This is a genomic window from Pseudomonas sp. G7(2022), assembly GCF_052660475.1.
On sequence record NZ_CP109659.1, the window covers coordinates 4,909,025 to 4,926,368 of the forward strand.

Consider the following 17,344-nt stretch of genomic DNA (forward strand, 5'->3'; position numbering starts at 1 on the left):
AACACAGAATTTGTGAACACTCCCGACCACTGTGGGAGCGGGCTTGCCCGCGAAGAGGCCGGCACAGACAACAATGACCTATCCGCCAGGGTGAGCGAATTTCCGCTCAATACAACTCATACATAAGCGGATTTCCGCTCATCCATTCTTCCCAGCCCCTCTAAACCGGCCCTCCCTCCGTTGGCACAGGTCCTGCTATAGCCCTCGCAGGCTGCGTCTCAACGCGCTCCACAAAAACAATTAAACGAAGGATCCTTCAATGGATAACTCCAACGCCCTGCCTCTGGGGTCGGCAGCCGTGCCGGCCAAAGAACGAACCACCGCCAGTCGCATCAAGTCGATCTTCAGCGGTTCCGTCGGCAACATGGTCGAGTGGTACGACTGGTACGTCTATGCCGCCTTCTCGCTGTACTTTGCCAAGACCTTCTTCCCCGCCGGTTCCACCACCGCCCAGTTGATGAACACCGCCGCGATCTTCGCCGTGGGTTTTCTGATGCGCCCGATCGGTGGCTGGCTGATGGGCCTGTACGCCGACAAGGTCGGACGTAAAAAAGCGCTGATGGCCTCGGTGTACCTGATGTGCTTCGGCTCCCTGCTGATCGCCCTCAGCCCGAACTACGAAACCATCGGCATCGGCGCGCCGATCCTGCTGGTGTTCGCCCGTCTGCTGCAAGGCCTGTCGGTCGGCGGCGAGTACGGCACCTCCGCCACTTACCTGTCGGAGATGGCAACCAGGGAGCGTCGCGGCTTCTTCTCCAGCTTCCAGTACGTGACCCTGATTTCCGGCCAGCTCATCGCGCTGGGCGTGTTGATCGTGCTGCAGAACATGCTGACCACCGAACAGTTGTATGCCTGGGGCTGGCGTATTCCGTTCGCCATCGGCGCACTGTGCGCAATCGTGGCGCTGTACCTGCGTCGTGGCATGGAAGAAACCGAGTCGTTCACCAAGAAAGAGAAGTCCAAGGAAAGCGCCATGCGCACCTTGCTCCGTCATCCGAAGGAACTGCTCACCGTGGTCGGCCTGACCATGGGCGGTACGCTGGCGTTCTACACCTACACCACCTACATGCAGAAATACCTGGTGAACACCGTCGGCATGAGCATCTCCGACTCCACCACCATTTCCGCCGCCACGCTGTTCCTGTTCATGTGCCTGCAACCGATCATCGGCGGCCTGTCCGACAAGATCGGTCGTCGTCCGATCCTGATCGCCTTCGGCGTGCTGGGGACGATCTTCACCGTGCCGATCCTGATGACCCTGCACACCATCCAGACCTGGTGGGGCGCGTTCTTCCTGATCATGGCGGCACTGATCATCGTCAGCGGCTACACCTCGATCAACGCCGTGGTGAAGGCCGAGCTGTTCCCGACCGAAATCCGCGCACTGGGCGTCGGCCTGCCGTACGCACTGACCGTGTCGATCTTCGGTGGCACCGCCGAATACATCGCGCTGTGGTTCAAGAGCATCGGCATGGAAACCGGTTACTACTGGTACGTAACCGCCTGCATCGCGGTGTCCCTGCTGGTGTACATCACCATGAAAGACACCCAGAAACATTCGCGCATCGTCACTGACTGATCCGGCAACGCGAATCAAAAAAGGGGCAGACCTTCACGGGTCTGCCCCTTTTTTCGTTGGCCGATCAGCGGTTCCTGGCGATTAATCGCTGGTTAATTCGCCGAAGCGATCCTGCACCTACCTGATCGATGACCTGCGCGACGCTCGCTCCGACGACGAAAGCGAATGGAATGCGCCGCCCTTAATATCAAGTTAATCGATTGTTTTTAGCATTATCTTGCGCTTTTTAATCAATTTAATTGGCGTAGCATGAATCCCATGCGAAACACATCGCCAACGAATTTCGAATCTGGAGAACGACCATGAAAACCAAACTGATCCTCGCCCTGACCCTGTCCGTACTGGCCGCCAACACCTTTGCCGCCGACGGTTCGGACAAAACCAAATCCGCCGACTTCATTTCCGGCGCCAGCGCTGCCATCGAAACCAGCCACACCGGCACCTATGCTGCTGACGGTTTCGACAAGACCAACGTCGGCAAAGCCGTGGCTGCCGATGGTTTCGATAAAACCGGCACTGCCAACGCCATCGCCGCCGACGGCTTTGATAAAACCGGTACTGCTGCAGCCATCAGTTGATCGCTGGATACACACACCACAGCCCGGCTTCGGCCGGGCTTAGTCATGTCTGGAGGACTGGAAATCAGCTGCCCGTCCTTGCACTATGGCCGCTCTCTGACAGCCGTTTCCAGGAACACCCGCCATGCCCGATGACATCCATTTCTACGAACCGGCCAACGGCCACGGCCTGCCTCACGATCCGTTCAACGCCATCGTCGGCCCGCGTCCCATCGGCTGGATTTCTTCGCAGGATGCCGAGGGCCGGCTGAACCTGGCGCCCTACAGCTTTTTCAACGCGTTCAACTACATTCCGCCGATCATCGGGTTCTCCAGCGTCGGTCGCAAAGACAGCCTGAACAACATCGAGCAGACCGGCGAATTCGTCTGGAACCTCGCCACCCGACCGCTGGCCGAGCAGATGAACCAGAGCTGCGCGATGGTCGCGCCCGAGGTCAACGAGTTCGAACTCGCAGGGCTGACGCCGGTGGCGTCGAAAGTGATCGCCGTGCCGCGCGTGGCCGAAAGCCCGGTGTCCTTCGAGTGCAAGGTCACGCAGATCATTCAGTTGCAGCGCGCCGACGGCGAGACCGTGCCGAGCTGGCTGGTGCTGGGCGAAGTGGTCGCCGTGCATATCGCCAAATGGCTGTTGAAGGACGGGATCTACGACACCGCCGCGGCAGAACCGATTCTGCGGGGCGGCGGGCCGGCGGACTACTTCCAGCTGGGGCCGGAGGCATTGTTCAAGATGTGGCGCCCGGGCGCCGTCAAGTAAACGCGATTACCAGATCAGCTCGGCGTCATCAGTGACACCCTTGAGCTTGTCCAGCTCGTTGATAGCCGCTTCATCGGCGGCAATGGCGCCAGGGAACACCTGGTCATTCAACAGCTTGTGAAAGCGTGGCGCACCGCCGTCGACCAGGGCCTTGACCGCGATTGCCGCGTGATAACCCTTGTTGCTGCCCAACTCGACGGGGACTACAGCGGATACCGCTTCGAAGTGTTCGAACTCTTTACGTGCCATGTCGCAGGTCCTGGCTCAGTCAAATAGGCTGGCCATTAAACCCTCAACCGGCGAGTTTGTGTATCGGCGCGCAACTTTGACCAAGCGCCTGCGCCGCCGACACGTCTTTAAACGTGTGGAAATCCAGGCTGTTGACCACCAGGTCCTGCACCAGCTCGGCAAAGACTTCCATCGACGGGCTGCTGAAATAGGCGGTCATCGACTGTTGGTTGCTCCAGAAACCGGAGACCAGCCACAGCTCGGGATCACACTGCGAATGCTGCAAGGAAAAGCTCAGGCAACCGGCGGCGGCACGAGACGGCTCGATCAATGCGCTCAGGCGCATACCGAGTTCCGCCGAGCGTCCGGCGCGCGCTCGAACGAAGGCCATATGACTGACGGGAATCTGCTTGGACATGTTCAACCCTCCCAGGGAGTCGCGTGGCAGCCGGGGACGGGCTGCGACAGGATCCAAGGTTAAGGGCCGGGCAGCGCTCACCGTTAGTCGATTCCTGCCGTCGCATTGCACAATCCTGCGAGACTGTCTTGCACACCTGTAACCAGTCGTGAATTGCTGTCACCGTCCTGTCACACCGGTTTCGGGCAATTCTGACGACCTGCGTCCTGCTATGGCTGGGCGAGCCAACAACCCAATGCAGGATCAGGCAAGCATTTCGCAGGATGTGTCTACCGCTTGCGCTTGCACAAACTTATGCTCTGCCCCATTCCACCGACTTTGCCGAGGATGCCGCACATGACGTCATTCGATCGTTTTCAAACGCCGCCCGATGCCGACATGGAAAAGCAGCGCGAGGAACTGGCGGCGATCATTCGCCGCAACACCTGCGAAGATGGCAGCTATGCCACCGCCGTCGGCTCGCTGTTCATGTCGCGCCACACAAAATCCCATGACTTCGCCCCGGTGCTCGCGCAACCGGCGCTGTGCATCATGGCCCAGGGTCGCAAAGAGGTACGGCTGGCGGACGAATTCTTCAATTACGATCCGCTGAATTACCTGGTGGTATCGGTTTCGATGCCGTTGAGCGGTCGGGTGGTGAATGTCTCGCCCGAAGAGCCGATCCTCGCCGTGCGCCTGGACATTGATCCGGCGGAAATCACCGCGCTGATCGCCGACGCCGGCCCGATGGGCGTGCCGACCCGGCCGACCGGGCGTGGTCTGTATGTGGAGAAAATCGACAGCGCCATGCTCGATGCGGTGCTGCGTCTGGCCCGCCTGCTCGACGCACCGAAAGACATCGCCATGCTCGCGCCACTGATCCGCCGGGAGATTCTCTATCGCCTGTTGCGCAGTCCGCAGGGCCATCGGCTGTATGAAATCGCCATTGCCAACAGCCAGAGCCACCGCATCAGCCAGGCGATCAAATGGCTCAACGGCAACTTCGAACAGCCGCTGCGCATCGATGATCTGGCGAAGGAAGTGAACCTCAGCGTCTCGACGTTGCATCACCGCTTCAAGGCGATGACGGCGATGAGTCCGTTGCAGTATCAGAAGCAGCTGCGCCTGCAAGAGGCGCGGCGGTTGATGCTGGCTGAGGGGCTGGAGGCTTCGGCGGCGGGGTATCGGGTGGGGTATGAAAGTCCGTCGCAGTTCAGTCGTGAGTACAGCCGGTTGTTTGGCGCGCCGCCGCTAAGGGATCTGGCGCGGTTGCGGCTGACCGTCTGATCTGGATTATTGCGTCGCGGCTACTGGCCTCTTCGTCGGATCGCCGCCCGGACCAAGCCCGCTCCCACAGTGACTGGTGTCTACTACAAAGCTTGTGTACGACGAATAACCTGTGGGAGCGGGCTTGCCCGCGAAGAGGTCGGCAGAGCCAGCATCAAATCTGGATCAGGCGCCCAACACCCGACACGCCTCACTCGGCAACGTCACCGACACCGGATGCCCGATCCCCAGCCCGATGCCCTGACACGGCGTACTCAGCGCCGTAAAGGTCACCCCGGAACATTCCACCGTAGTCTCGATCGTCGCACCGATATCCCGAACGAACGTCACCTTGCCCAGCAGGCGATTGCCCGCCGTGGCCTGGGGCGCCGACAGTTGAAGGTCTTCGGGGCGGATCAGCATTTTCACCTTCTGCCCGACCACGATGCTGCTGCAGATCGGCACTTGCAGGGCATCGCCGCCCGGCAGCACGACCTTGCCATCGCCCAGCGCGGTGGCCGGGAAGATGTTGCCGGAACCGATGAAGTCCGCGACGAATTCGTTGGCCGGATGCCGATAGATTTCAATCGGCGTACCCACCTGCTGCACCCGATGCTCACCGAGGACCACCACGATGTCGGCCATGGTCATGGCTTCGCGTTGATCGTGGGTCACCATGATCGTGGTGATGTTCAGGCGTTGTTGCAGCTGGCGGATTTCCACCTGCATCGACTCGCGCAACTTGGCGTCCAGCGCCGACAGCGGTTCGTCGAGCAGAAGGATTTTCGGGTGCGAGGCAATCGCCCGGGCAATCGCCACGCGCTGACGCTGGCCACCGGAGAGTTTCGCTACCGGACGGTCGATCATCGGTTGCAGCTGGATCAGTTCCAGCAATTCCACCACCCGCGCCTGTTGATCGGCCTTGCTCACGCCGCGCAGTTTCAGCGGGTAGGCGATGTTCTCGCCCACGGTCATATGCGGAAACAGCGCCAGCGACTGGAATACCATGCCGAAGTTGCGCAGGTGCGCCGGGGTGTGGCCGATGTCCTCGCCGTCCAGGCGGATCTCGCCGCCGGTGAGGGTTTCCAGCCCGGCGATCATTCGCAGCAACGTGGTCTTGCCGCAACCCGACGGGCCGAGGAAGCACACCAGTTTGCCCTCGGGCAAATGCAGGTTGACGTCTTTTACCGCGCAGGCCGAGCCGTAGTGTTTCTCGACGTTTTCCAGAATCAGACCAGACATAAAATCACCTCAAGAAATCAAAAGGACACGCCACCCTCGCCCACCAGCTTCTCCAGCGCCCAGATCAGGACGAAGTCGATCAGCACGATCAGCACGGCAAACGAGAACACGGTAGGGTCGAGCGATGACACGGTGCGGCTGTACATCCAGATCGGCACGGTCATGACGTCGATGGTGTAGAGAAAATAGGTCACGGTGAATTCGTTGAACGAGACGATGAACGCCAGCAGCATCCCCGCCAGAATCCCCGATTTCATCAACGGCACCACCACGTCGACGATGGCCCGTAGCGGCGAGGCGCCGAGCATCTGCGCGGCCTCTTCGACTTCACTGCCGATGGAAAGCATGGCCGCCGTGCAGTTCTTCACCACGAAGGGCAGCGCGAGAATCACGTGGGCAATGACCAGCCGCGAAGTCGTCATGTGGAACGGCAGGCTGTCGAACACCAGCAGCAAGGCCAGCCCCAGCACCACCATCGGAAACACCAGCGGCAACGACATCAGTTGCAGCGCCACGCCCTTGCCACGGAACTCGCAACGGGTCAGCGCGTAGGCCGCCGGCACCGCGATCAGCGTGGCGAAAATCATCGTCAGGCACGCCACCAGCAAACTGGTACCCATGGCCTGGCCGAGGCTCAGCACATCGCTGGCGTCCGGCGAGACAAAGGTGTGCCACGCCGCCTTGTACCACTGCAGGCTGTAGCTGCTCGGCGGGAAGTCGAGGTTCGACGCACCGCTGAACGACATCACGATCATGGTCAGGATCGGCAGCACGGCCAGGAACAAAATGATCCCGGAGAGGATGCCGGCAAACTTGCCGGTGTCGCCCGGCAGCAGCGACTGACGCTTCTTGATCAGGGCACTCATTGCGAAGCCTCCAGCAGACGGCGACGGCGGCCGGTGATGTATTCGGACAAGGTCATGATGGCGAGCGTAGTGACGATCAGCACCACCCCGGCGGCGGATGCGGCGGGCCAGTTCATCAGCGGTGCGATCTGGTCATGCACCATCACCGCGAGCATCGGCACGCGCCGACCGCCGAGCAGCAACGGCACCACGAAGCTGCTGGCGTTGTAGGCGAACACCAGGGTCGCGCCGGTGATGATCCCCGGCAGGCTCATCGGCAACACCACCTGGCGGAACACTTGAAAGCGACTGGCGCCCAGCGTCGCGGCAGCTTCTTCGTAGCTGCGGGCGACACCGCGCATGGCGCTGGCAATCGGCAGCACGGCCAGCGGGAACGCGGTCTGCACCAGGCCCATCAGCACGCCGTTCTGGTTGTACAGCAACATGATCGGGCGCTTGATCAGACCGAGGCCCATCAGGGTCTGGTTGAGCATGCCGCCGGGGCCGAGGATCACCAGCCAGCCATAGCTTTGCAGCAGCAGGTTGACCAGCAGCGGCAACAACACCGCCGCCAGAAAAATCCGCCGCACGAATGGCGAGGTCAGGCGCGACATGGTGTACGCCACCGGGATCGCCAGCACCACCGCGATCACCGCGCTGATCAGCGCCAGACGCAAGGTCAGCAGCAACGATTTGAGGTAGTAGGGTTCGAGCAACTGGGCATAACTGGCCAGGCTGAAACCGGACCACTCCGCGCCCTTGGTGCCGACACTCATGCGCAGCACCAGCAGGCTGGCGGCAATCAGCACGCCGAGAAACAGCATCGACGGCGTGAGAAAAAACCACGCCCGGGCGGTCGGCGAAAGACCGCGCGCCGAGCGCACGTCACCCGCGCCGACCGGTTGGGTCAGGGATTGATGTTCCATAGCAATGATCTCGTCAATGGAAAAACAACGGCTTCAAGCTCACCTTGGCCCTCTGTGGGAGCGAGCCTGCTCGCGAAAGCGGCGGGTCAGTCAACCCATGAAGCGACTGACAGATTGCATTCGCGAGCAAGCCCGCTCCCACAAGGTTTCTGTGGTGTCTGGAAGTACGGCGTCAGGAAGAAAAGATTTCCGTGTAGCGACGAATCCACTGGTCATGCACGGTCGCCAGGAAGGCGTTGTCGTGCATGATCGCCTTCTCCGCGATCTGCTCCGGGGTGAGGATGAACGGGCTCTTGCGCGCTTCGGCGGAGATGATCGCCTTGGCGTTGACCGGGCCGTTGAAGATGTCTTCGGCCATCTTGCCCTGCACCAGCGGGTCGAGGGAGTGGTCGATGAAGGCGTAGGCCAGGTCGGTGTCGCCCGGACGGTTCTTCGGCATCACCGAGAGCATCAGGTCGGTGTAGAAACCTTCCTTCATGCCGAACGTGGCGCCCAGGCCATAGTTCGGGTCGCGGATCTGCTTGGGGAAAAACGCCGGGGCGTAGAGGCCGCCCATGTCCAGGGAGCCGGTGCGGAACAGCTCGGCGATCTGGTTCGGGTTTTCGCCCAGGGTCACCACGCGGTCTTTCAGTTCGGCGAGTTTCTTGAAGCCCGGCTCGATGTTGTGCTCGTCACCACCGGCCAGTTTGGCGGCGATGATGATCAGGTCCATCGCCTCGGTCCAGTTCGGCGGCGGCAGGAAAATGTTCGGCGCAAGGTCAGCATCCCACAGCGCAGCGTAACTGTCCGGCGCTTCCTTCTGGGTGCGGGTGCTGTAGACCAGACTGTTGCACCACAGCAGGTAACCGATGCCGTGACCGTTGGCCCCGGTGCGGTATTTCTCCGGAACGTCGATCAGGTTGGGAATGCGGTTGAGATCGGGTTTTTCCAGCAGCCCGGCAGCGGCCAGACCTTCGGCGCCAACGCCGGCCAGGGTGATGATGTCGTACTGCGGACGATCACCGCCGGCCTTGAGTTTGGCGACCATTTCCGAAGTGCTGCCGGTGCGGTCGGCAATCACTTTGGCGCCGGTCTTGGCTTCGAACGTTGCGGCGATATTGCGCAGTGCGGCGAGGCCCGTGTCATCGGACCAGGTCAACAGGCGCAGGGTTTTGCCGGCAAAGCGGGTGTCGCTGGCACTGGCCCGGATGAAGGGCATGCTCATGGCCGCCGCAGCCACCGAGGCCACGCCGACGGTTTTGATGAATTGACGCCTGTTCAGATCGTGCTCGCCCATTTAGGACTCCCATTTTTTTGTAAGTATGAGACTGATCGCAACCCTTGCATCTGCGTGACCGGAATTGCTCAAGCGCCCGGTTTCAAAGGGCTTGAGCGTGGTCTGCGGGTTCATCCTGAGGTCGTGCAAAACACCTGACTATCGATAAAAACTCATTGAAGCCATGACGCCGGCGCATGCCTCGTTGCGAGGCATGCACTCACCTTTTTCGGGCATTCAGAGCGCGCGGATCACGTGCTTGATTTCCTGGAACGCCGCCAGGCCCCACGGCCCCAACTCGCGGCCGATGCTGCTCTGCTTGTAGCCGCCCCACGCCGTCTGCGGGAAGATCACCTGCGGCGCGTTGAGCCACACCAGCCCCGCCTGCAAGGCGTTGGCGACCCGATCCGCGGTCTCGGCATTACGCGTGACCACGCTGGCGACCAGACCGAACTGACTGTCGTTGGCCAGGGCAATCGCCTCGGCTTGCGTAGCGAAACTGCGAACGCAGATCACCGGCCCGAAGATCTCTTCACACCACAGCGCACTGTCGAGGGGCACTTCGGTGAAGATCGTCGGTTGCAAGAAATAGCCGCGCGGCAGATCGGCGGGACGATTGCCGCCACAGATCAACTTGGCACCGGCGCTCAATCCACGGTCGATATGACCGAGCACGCGTTGGTATTGCGCCTGATTGACCAGCGCGCCCATCTCGACTTCCGGATCGAACGGGTCGGCCACACGGATTTTTTCCGCGCGGGCCTTCAAGCGAATCAGGAATTCATCGGCGATTTCATCGGCAACCAGCACTCGGCTGGTGGCCGAGCACATCTGCCCGGCGTTGAAGAAACCGCCACCGCAGGCCAGCTCCACCGCCAGATCCAGGTCGGCGTCTTCCAGGATCAGCAGCGAGGATTTGCCGCCCAGCTCCAGGCTCACGCCCTTCACGGTTTCAGCGGCGCGTTGCATCACTTGCACACCGACGGCGTTGCTGCCGGTGAAGGAAACCTTGGCGATGCGCGGGTCCGCCGACAGCGGCGCACCGACCGCAAGACCGGTGCCGCACACCAGGTTGAACACGCCTTTTGGCAGACCGGATTCAGCGATGATGGCCGCCAGCTCCAGTTCCGGCAGCGGCGTGACTTCCGACGGTTTGAGTACCACGCAGCAACCGGCGGCCAAGGCCGGGGCGAGTTTCCACGCGGTGGTGACCATCGGGAAATTCCACGGCACGATCAGCCCGACCACACCGCACGGCTCGCGGCGCAGACGTGCGCTGAAGTCATCGCTGGGCAGCGGCACGTTGCTGTCGAGTCTGGCGTCGAGGCCTTCGGCGAGTTCGGCGTAGTACTCGAACGTGGCGATCACGTCGTCGACATCGATGCCCGCTTCAAACTGCGGTTTGCCGTTGTTGCTCGACTGCAACTTCATCAAGTGATCACGACCGTTGCGCACGCCGTTGGCGATGTTGCGCAGGATCGCGCCGCGCTCGGCACCGGTGGTTTTCGACCAGCCCTTGAAGGCTTCGGTCGCTGCCGTTACCGCTTGATTGACGGCGCTTTCGTCGCCGCCATTGACCGTGGTCAGCAGCGCTTCGGTGGCCGGGTTGATGACGCGCAGGTGTTCTCGGCCGGCGGACCATTGGCCGTTGATGTACAGGCCGTCGAGTGTGGTCGGGAAATTCATCATTGGGCCACCGCCTTCATCCATTGGGTCTGGTCGATTTCGATCAGGGTCGGGCCCTGGCGATCGGTGGCGGCGCGCAGTGCACCGCGCAGATGTTCGGCCGAGCTGATCGCTTCTGCTGCACAACCCAGTGCCTTGGCCACACCGATGAAGTCCGGGGTGTAGATGTCCACGCCCACCGGCTCGATGGCGCGGTTGACCATGTATTTCTTGATCTCTTCGTAACCCTGGTTATTCCACAGCAGGATGATCACCGGCGTGCGCGCCTCCACAGCACTGGCCAGTTCCGGCAGGGTGAATTGCAGACCGCCGTCGCCGATCAGGCACACCACCGGCGCACGAGCGCCGCGTTCGAGGTTGCCGCCAAGCCATGCGCCAATCGCCGCCGGCAAGGCGTAACCGAGGGTGCCGTAACCGGTGGACGAGTTGAACCAGCGGCGCGGACGCTCCGGGTTGAAGGTCAGGTTGCCGGTGTACACCGGTTGCGTGGAGTCACCGACGAACACCGCGTTCGGCAGTTCGTGCAGCACGGTTTCGAGGAAACGGGTCTGGGCCAGAGTCGGCGCGTCCCAAGTTGCGGCCAGGTCTTCACGCAGACGCGCGGCGCGGACCTGCCCCCAGTCGTTGCGGCGCTCGGCCAGCGGTTTGTGCGACAGCGCGCTGAGCAGCGCTTGTGCGGCGTTGCGCGAGTCGGCCACCAGCGCCACGTAAGGCGGGTAGTTGCGCACGGTCTGGTCGGGATCGATATCGACGCGCAGCAACTTGCCGGGGATTTCGAAGCCGCCGGCGAAGGTCACGTCGTAGTCGGTTTCCGCCAGTTCAGTGCCGATCGCCAGCACCACGTCGGCATCGGCCACCAGGGCGCGGGTCGCCACCAGGCTCTGGGTCGAACCGATCAGCAGTGGATGGCTGGACGGCAGCATGCCTTTGGCGTTGATGGTCAGAGCCATCGGTGCGTCGAGCAGTTCGGCCAGTTCGGTGAGTTCGGCAGCCGCGTCGATGGCGCCGCCACCGGCGAGGATCAGCGGACGCTGAGCGCCGGCCAACAGTTCGGTCATGCGGCTCACGGCGGCCGGCGCGGCACCGGCGCGGTCGATGTTGACCGGCACGCTGGCCAGCAGTTCGTCGGCTTCTTCGACCAGCACGTCCAGCGGAATTTCGATGTGCACCGGACGCGGACGCCCGGCCTGGAACAGCGCGAAAGCACGGGCCAATACGCCCGGCAATTCGGACGCCGACATCAGGGTGTGGGAGAACGCCGCCACGCCGCCGACCAGTGCGCTCTGGTTCGGCAGTTCATGCAGCTTGCCGCGTCCGCCGCCCAACTGATTGCGAGTCTGTACGCTGGAGATCACCAGCATCGGGATCGAATCGGCGTACGCCTGGCCCATGGCGGTGGTGATGTTGGTCATGCCCGGGCCGGTGATGATGAAGCACACACCCGGTTTGCCGCTGGTGCGGGCGTAGCCGTCGGCCATGAAGCCGGCGCCCTGTTCGTGGCGCGGGGTGACGTGGTTGATGCTCGAACGGGCCAGCCCGCGATACAGCTCCACGGTATGTACGCCGGGAATGCCGAACACCTGCTCGACCCCGTAATCTTCGAGTAACTTGACCAGTACTTCGCCACACGTCGCCATGTCTTTGCCCTTCTTGTTCGTTGAGGCACCGGGCTTTAAAGGAACCGGTGATTGGCCTCATTGAAACGGGCGACCCGTAGCCGCAACAATCGATAAAAGCTCATACTAGCCATGTCCTCACGTCATACCTTGGATCCACATGAAACGACTGCCTCCCCTGCCCGCCCTGCATACGTTTCTGATCACCGCGCAGTGCTGCAACTTCACCCGGGCCGCCGAGCAGTTGCACATCACCCAGGGTGCGGTGAGCCGGCAGATCGCGGGGCTTGAGGAACATCTGGGTTATGAGCTGTTCATTCGCCTGGCCCGGGGTCTGGAACTGACGGCCGAAGGTCGCGAATGGCTGCCACGGGTACAGCAGGTGTTCAGCCTGATCGGCGACTCGGTGGAGCAGATCGGCGCCAAACGCGAGACCCTGCAACTCAAGGCGCCGAGCTGCGTGATGCGCTGGTTGTTGCCACGACTGCTGCAATGGCAGCGCGAGCGCCCGGACGTGCCGGTGAAACTCACGGCGTCGCTGCAACACGGGGTGGACTTTCATCGCGAGCAGTTCGACGCGGCGGTGATCTACGGCAGCGCGCCCCACGACTCCCCTGCCACGCTGCATCTGTTCGATGAACAACTGACGCCGGTCTGTTCGCCGACACTGCTCAACGGTGGGCCGGCCCTGCACACACCGGCAGATCTGCAACAGCATCTGCTGCTGCACCCGACCCACACGGATGACGACTGGACACTCTGGCTTGAAGCCGCCGAATTGCACTTGAACAACATCGCCAGCGGTCAGCATTTCGAGACGCTGGATCAGGCGATGTCGATGGCGTCCCACGGGACGGGGGTGGCGATCGGCGACTGGTCACTGATCGGCGACGACTTGAACGCCGGGCGACTGGTGATGCCGTTCGATCTGAAGGTGAAGACGGGATTGGGCTATTACATCGTGGCGCCGGCGTCGGAGCCGTCGGCGAAATTGCAGGAGTTGATGGGGTGGTTGGTTGAGCAGGCTCATACGCGGTGAGGCCTTGCCCTCACCCTAACCCTCTCCCAGGGGGAGAGGGAACTGACCGAGGTGTCTTACGTAATACATCGACCTGAAAAATCTGGGCGATTATGGATTCAATACATCCCGTTCAAGTCGGCGTAATTTTCAAGCATCCCACGATCGGCTCCCTCTCCCCCCGGGAGAGGGCTGGGGTGAGGGGCTTTTCAGTACTTAATAACCGACCGTAAACCGCTGACGCGAATGCTTAGGCGTTTCCACTTCGTCGATCAGCGCAATCGCATAGTCGGCAAAGCTGATCGAGCTCTGGCCTTCGGCACTCACCAGCAAGTCATCCTTGCCGACGCGGAATTTGCCGGTGCGCTCGCCTTCGAAGAACAGCGCCGACGGCGACAGGAACGTCCAGTCCAGTTCTTTTTCCTGACGCAGCGCATCAAGGAACGCCGCACCGGCGCTGGCCTCAGCCTTGTACTCGGCCGGGAAACCGGCGCTGTCGATCACGCGAGTGCCGTCCGGCAGCAACAACGAACCGGCCCCGCCGACCACCAGCAGACGTTTCACCCCGGCCTGTTTCACCGGGCCGATCAGCGCGCTGGCCCGCACCGTGGCGAAATGCGCGGCGCTGATCACCACATCGTGACCGGCGATTGCCGCTTGCAGCGCCGCGGCGTCCAGCACGTCGACATTCTTGCTGGCCACACCGGCACGGGCGCCGATCTTCGAGGTATCCCGAGCGATGGCGGTGACGCTGTGGCCGCGGCGCAGGGCTTCTTCCAGCAATTGGCTGCCGGCACGGCCGGTGGCACCAATGATTGCGATCTTGCTCATGACATTCTCCAGTTGGCTTGAGAGTGCTGCGTTTTTCAGAATCGGGTTACCACGTCATCTCGCCCTTGGCCACTTTGGCGCTCAGCTCCAGCGAGCTTTCTTCGCCCAGTGTCGGGTAGCGTTTTTTCATCGCGGCGATCAGCGCGGCAGAGTCCTTGGCCTTGGCGGTTTCCTCGTCGAACGCCTTGATGTAGTCGGCGGTGAATTTCACGGCCGCCAGCGAACGGGCGCTGTCACCCAGGTAGTGACCCGGCACCACGGTTTTCGGTTTCAGGGTTTCGATCGAGTGCAGGGTTTCCAGCCAGTCGGCGTGGGATTGTGCAGTCTGGGTATCGGCCATCCACACATGGATGTTCTCGGCGACGACGACACCGCCAACCACGGCTTTCAACGATGGAATCCACACGAAGCTGCGATCCGGTTGCTTGCCTTCCAGGCCGACCACCTGCAGTTTCTGCCCTTCGAGCATCAGGCTGTCGCCCTTGAGCACGCCCGGCACGATGGTTTTGGCCGGCACGTCGGCGCCCATTTTCGGGCCCCAGAACGCGAGTTTGCCGTCGACGGTTTGCTTGATGTGATCAACGGTTGGCTGCGAGGCCAGCACCTTGGCATTCGGGAAGGCTTTGGTCAGGGTGTCGAGACCGAAGTAGTAATCCGGATCACCGTGGCTGATGTAGATGGTGGTCAGCTGCTTGCCGCTGGCGCGGATCTTTTCCACCACTTGCTCGGCCTGGGATTTGCCGAACTGGGCGTCCACCAGAATCGCGTCCTTCTCACCGCTGACCAGCACCGAGGTCACCGGGAAGATCGCGTGGGTGCCCGGGTTGTAGACATCGAGGTTCAGGTTCGCGGCCGCTGCGTGGGCAGCAAAGCCGAGGGTGGCGGTGGCCAGTAAAACGCGCTTGAGGGTGGTGAAGCCGATCATGGGTTGCTCCGCTGTTCGAATGCCGTGCTTGGCGATGGGACAGAGCTTAGTTGCCAGACTCGTTACAAAAAATGCGATGCTTGAACATAGTTTGTTTCTGAAAGCGGGCAAATCATGGATCGTCTCCAAGCAATGCGGGTGTTTGTCACGGTGGTGGATCTGGGCAGCCAGTCGGCGGCGGCCGATCACCTGGATCTGTCACGGCCGGTGGTGTCGCGGTATCTGGCGGAACTGGAAGACTGGGTCGGCGCGCGCCTGATGCACCGCACCACACGCAAGTTGAGCCTGACCGCCGCCGGCAACGAAATCCTGCCGCGCTGCCGGCAGATGCTCGAACTGTCGGGCGACATGCAGGCCGCCGTCAGCGAACCCGACGACGCGCCACGGGGTCTGCTGCGGATCAGCGTCAGCACCTCGTTCGGCCAGGCGCAACTGGCCGATGCCATGGCGGCGTTCGTCAAGCACTACCCGGGCGTCAACATCGACCTGCAAATGCTCGATCGCACGGTGAATCTGGTGGACGAGCGCATCGACCTGGCGATCCGTACCAGCAACGACCTCGACCCCAACCTGATCGCCCGGCGCCTGACGGTCTGCCGCTCGGTGGTCTGTGCCGCGCCCGCCTATCTGCAGGCACATCCACAACCGCAGCGCGTAGAAGATCTGAGCCGGCACAACTGCCTGACCCACTCCTACTTCGGCAAGAGCCTGTGGCATTTCGAAGAGGATGGCGAACCGGTGTCGGTGCCGGTGCAGGGCAATATCAGCGCCAACGAGGCCAGCACTCTGCTCCGCGCCACACTGGCCGGCGCCGGGGTGGCGATGCTGCCCACCTATCAGGCCGGGGTGCATATTCACAGCGGCGAACTGGTTTGCCTGCTGCCTCACGCCGAGCCGCGGCAGATGAACATCTACGCCGTGTATGCCTCGCGCAAGCACATGCCGGCGGCGCTGCGCTGCATGCTGGATTTTCTGGTGCAGCGTTTTCCCGAAAACCCGCAATGGGATATCGGGCTGTAATCCTGTTCGCAGAGCCGCTGGCAACTCCACGGCGCTGACCTATGCTGAAAGTAGTACCCAAGGGTATTCGTTCAGAGGTCAACGCCATGAACACCAGAACAAGAAGATACCTCGCGATTTTCATCACCTGCGCGGCCACGCTGGCGCTGTACGGCACCGCGGCATGGCGCGTGGAGCAGTTGCGGCAACTGCCCCGTGAGTACGCGAGCTGCAACTTCGAGCGCTGCATCCCTCACAACGCCACCCTCAACGCCCTGCGCTGATACCAGGTTCAGGCGTCGTCGTTCTGCTCGGCCTTCAAGCGGTCGCGGAACGCCTTTGGCGAGATCCCCACCCGGCGCCGGAACAGGCGCGTGAAGTTGGTCGGATCGGAAAAACCCAACACCTCGGACATCTCGTAAATGGTCATGCCGGTGTAAGTCAGCAGCCGCTTGGCTTCCAGCAACTGGCGTTCGTGCATGATCTGCAACGCCGGCTGCCCCGCCAGTTCGCGGCAGGTGCCGTTGAGGTGCGAGACGGAAATTCCCAAGCGATGAGCCAGGTCCTCGACCTTGACGTGCTGTCGGTACGTCTCCTCTACCAGTTGGATAAAGCCATTGAGGTATTCGCGCTGACGGTGTGGGCGCTGCTTGGCGTTGTGACGGTGGATCGCCTGACGGCTGACCCAGACCATGATCACGCTCACCAGTGAATGCATGAGCATTTCCCGCGCCGGTTGATGGCCGTTGTACTCGGCCTGCAACGCAGCAAACAGACTGTTGAGGTAGTCCGCATCCTTGCCCGCCGGGTAGCTTTCGGCCTGGGCCAGGGCCTGCACCGCGTTGCCCAGTTGCGCCTGCAAGTGGTTGATCAATGGCGTGGCCAGGGTGACGACAAATCCTTCGACGTCCTCGGAAAAACGGAATCCATGCACCGATAACGGCGGCAGGATCTGGATCGCGGCTTCGTTCAGTTGCGTGCGTTGGCCTTCGATTTCAAGCTCTGCCTGACCTTTGAATACGAAGAGCAACTGGCACAAATCGGCGTGGCGGTGGGGTTTGATTTCCCATTGGTGTTCGCGGCTGCGTTTGGAAATGGTTTCACAGTGCAGCAAGTCAGGGGTCGGCCAGTCCAGGCTTTCACCGTAGAGCTTGAACACCGGAATCGAAGGCAGGTCAGGCTTGTTCATCACTTCAATC

18 protein-coding genes are annotated in these 17,344 nt (G+C 61.8%); 7 read left to right on the plus strand and 11 right to left on the minus strand.

Translation table 11 applies throughout. The features are described 5' to 3' along the window. The first annotated feature begins 259 nt into the window (after positions 1 to 259). From NE357_RS22475 to NE357_RS22485, 3 genes are all read left to right on the plus strand, one after another. Complete coding sequence (locus NE357_RS22475) at positions 260 to 1,579, plus strand: MFS transporter (protein ID WP_169431662.1); 1,320 nt, start codon at positions 260 to 262, stop codon at positions 1,577 to 1,579. A 302-nt stretch (positions 1,580 to 1,881) separates the two neighbouring features. After that, positions 1,882 to 2,157 (plus strand): hypothetical protein, encoded by a 276-nt coding sequence (locus NE357_RS22480; RefSeq protein WP_074688408.1) that lies wholly within the window; start codon positions 1,882 to 1,884, stop codon positions 2,155 to 2,157. Positions 2,158 to 2,281: 124 nt separating this feature from the next. Continuing rightward, positions 2,282 to 2,911: a flavin reductase family protein gene (locus NE357_RS22485; protein WP_169431663.1), complete on the plus strand. Its 630-nt coding sequence runs from the start codon at positions 2,282 to 2,284 to the stop codon at positions 2,909 to 2,911. 6 nt (positions 2,912 to 2,917) lie between these two features. Here NE357_RS22485 and NE357_RS22490 read toward each other — a convergent pair whose 3' ends face one another. Beyond that, positions 2,918 to 3,160 (minus strand): hypothetical protein, encoded by a 243-nt coding sequence (locus NE357_RS22490; RefSeq protein WP_096818378.1) that lies wholly within the window; start codon positions 3,158 to 3,160, stop codon positions 2,918 to 2,920. A 43-nt stretch (positions 3,161 to 3,203) separates the two neighbouring features. Next, positions 3,204 to 3,557 carry a putative quinol monooxygenase gene (locus NE357_RS22495; protein ID WP_119427821.1) on the minus strand — a complete coding sequence of 118 codons (354 nt, stop codon included), beginning with the start codon at positions 3,555 to 3,557 and terminating at the stop codon, positions 3,204 to 3,206. Positions 3,558 to 3,893: 336 nt separating this feature from the next. On the opposite strand from NE357_RS22495, the gene NE357_RS22500 reads away from it, so the two are divergent. Further along, the gene (locus NE357_RS22500) at positions 3,894 to 4,823 is read left to right on the plus strand and encodes an AraC family transcriptional regulator (protein WP_169431664.1); all 930 of its coding nucleotides are present in this window, start codon (positions 3,894 to 3,896) and stop codon (positions 4,821 to 4,823) included. 165 nt (positions 4,824 to 4,988) lie between these two features. Here the strand turns inward: NE357_RS22500 and NE357_RS22505 are convergent, their stop codons facing one another. The 6 genes from NE357_RS22505 to NE357_RS22530 all read right to left on the minus strand — a co-directional run bounded on the left by NE357_RS22505 (position 4,989) and on the right by NE357_RS22530 (position 12,393). Beyond that, positions 4,989 to 6,044 carry an ABC transporter ATP-binding protein gene (locus NE357_RS22505; protein WP_085709574.1) on the minus strand — a complete coding sequence of 352 codons (1,056 nt, stop codon included), beginning with the start codon at positions 6,042 to 6,044 and terminating at the stop codon, positions 4,989 to 4,991. A gap of 17 nt (positions 6,045 to 6,061) precedes the next feature. Then, positions 6,062 to 6,910 carry an ABC transporter permease gene (locus NE357_RS22510; protein WP_064599073.1) on the minus strand — a complete coding sequence of 283 codons (849 nt, stop codon included), beginning with the start codon at positions 6,908 to 6,910 and terminating at the stop codon, positions 6,062 to 6,064. Then, positions 6,907 to 7,815: an ABC transporter permease gene (locus NE357_RS22515; RefSeq protein ID WP_169431665.1), complete on the minus strand. Its 909-nt coding sequence runs from the start codon at positions 7,813 to 7,815 to the stop codon at positions 6,907 to 6,909. The genes NE357_RS22510 and NE357_RS22515 overlap by 4 nt, the downstream gene beginning before the upstream one ends. 172 nt (positions 7,816 to 7,987) lie before the next feature. After that, positions 7,988 to 9,091, minus strand: coding sequence for an ABC transporter substrate-binding protein (locus NE357_RS22520; RefSeq protein ID WP_011335694.1), 1,104 nt, complete (start codon positions 9,089 to 9,091; stop codon positions 7,988 to 7,990). A 216-nt stretch (positions 9,092 to 9,307) separates the two neighbouring features. Then, positions 9,308 to 10,756: an aldehyde dehydrogenase family protein gene (locus tag NE357_RS22525; protein WP_169431666.1), complete on the minus strand. Its 1,449-nt coding sequence runs from the start codon at positions 10,754 to 10,756 to the stop codon at positions 9,308 to 9,310. Further along, on the minus strand, positions 10,756 to 12,393 hold the full coding sequence (locus tag NE357_RS22530; protein ID WP_169431667.1) for a 5-guanidino-2-oxopentanoate decarboxylase: 1,638 nt from the start codon (positions 12,391 to 12,393) through the stop codon (positions 10,756 to 10,758). Before NE357_RS22530 ends, NE357_RS22525 begins: the two co-directional genes overlap by 1 nt. Before the next feature lie 139 nt (positions 12,394 to 12,532). On the opposite strand from NE357_RS22530, the gene NE357_RS22535 reads away from it, so the two are divergent. Then, positions 12,533 to 13,411: a LysR substrate-binding domain-containing protein gene (locus NE357_RS22535; protein ID WP_169431668.1), complete on the plus strand. Its 879-nt coding sequence runs from the start codon at positions 12,533 to 12,535 to the stop codon at positions 13,409 to 13,411. A 195-nt stretch (positions 13,412 to 13,606) separates the two neighbouring features. Here NE357_RS22535 and NE357_RS22540 read toward each other — a convergent pair whose 3' ends face one another. Both NE357_RS22540 and NE357_RS22545 read right to left on the minus strand, forming a co-directional pair. Further along, positions 13,607 to 14,221: an NAD(P)-dependent oxidoreductase gene (locus tag NE357_RS22540; RefSeq protein WP_169431669.1), complete on the minus strand. Its 615-nt coding sequence runs from the start codon at positions 14,219 to 14,221 to the stop codon at positions 13,607 to 13,609. A gap of 46 nt (positions 14,222 to 14,267) precedes the next feature. Continuing rightward, entirely contained in the window at positions 14,268 to 15,146 is an 879-nt protein-coding gene (locus tag NE357_RS22545) for an MBL fold metallo-hydrolase (protein WP_169431670.1), read from the minus strand. A 114-nt stretch (positions 15,147 to 15,260) separates the two neighbouring features. Here NE357_RS22545 and NE357_RS22550 point away from each other — a divergent pair, with 114 nt between their 5' ends. Both NE357_RS22550 and NE357_RS22555 read left to right on the plus strand, forming a co-directional pair. Continuing rightward, entirely contained in the window at positions 15,261 to 16,166 is a 906-nt protein-coding gene (locus NE357_RS22550) for a LysR family transcriptional regulator (protein ID WP_212633395.1), read from the plus strand. Positions 16,167 to 16,252: 86 nt separating this feature from the next. Continuing rightward, positions 16,253 to 16,429: a hypothetical protein gene (locus tag NE357_RS22555; RefSeq protein WP_007953274.1), complete on the plus strand. Its 177-nt coding sequence runs from the start codon at positions 16,253 to 16,255 to the stop codon at positions 16,427 to 16,429. Positions 16,430 to 16,437: 8 nt separating this feature from the next. Here NE357_RS22555 and NE357_RS22560 read toward each other — a convergent pair whose 3' ends face one another. Then, positions 16,438 to 17,334, minus strand: coding sequence for a helix-turn-helix domain-containing protein (locus tag NE357_RS22560; RefSeq protein WP_169431671.1), 897 nt, complete (start codon positions 17,332 to 17,334; stop codon positions 16,438 to 16,440). Positions 17,335 to 17,344: the final 10 nt, after the last annotated feature.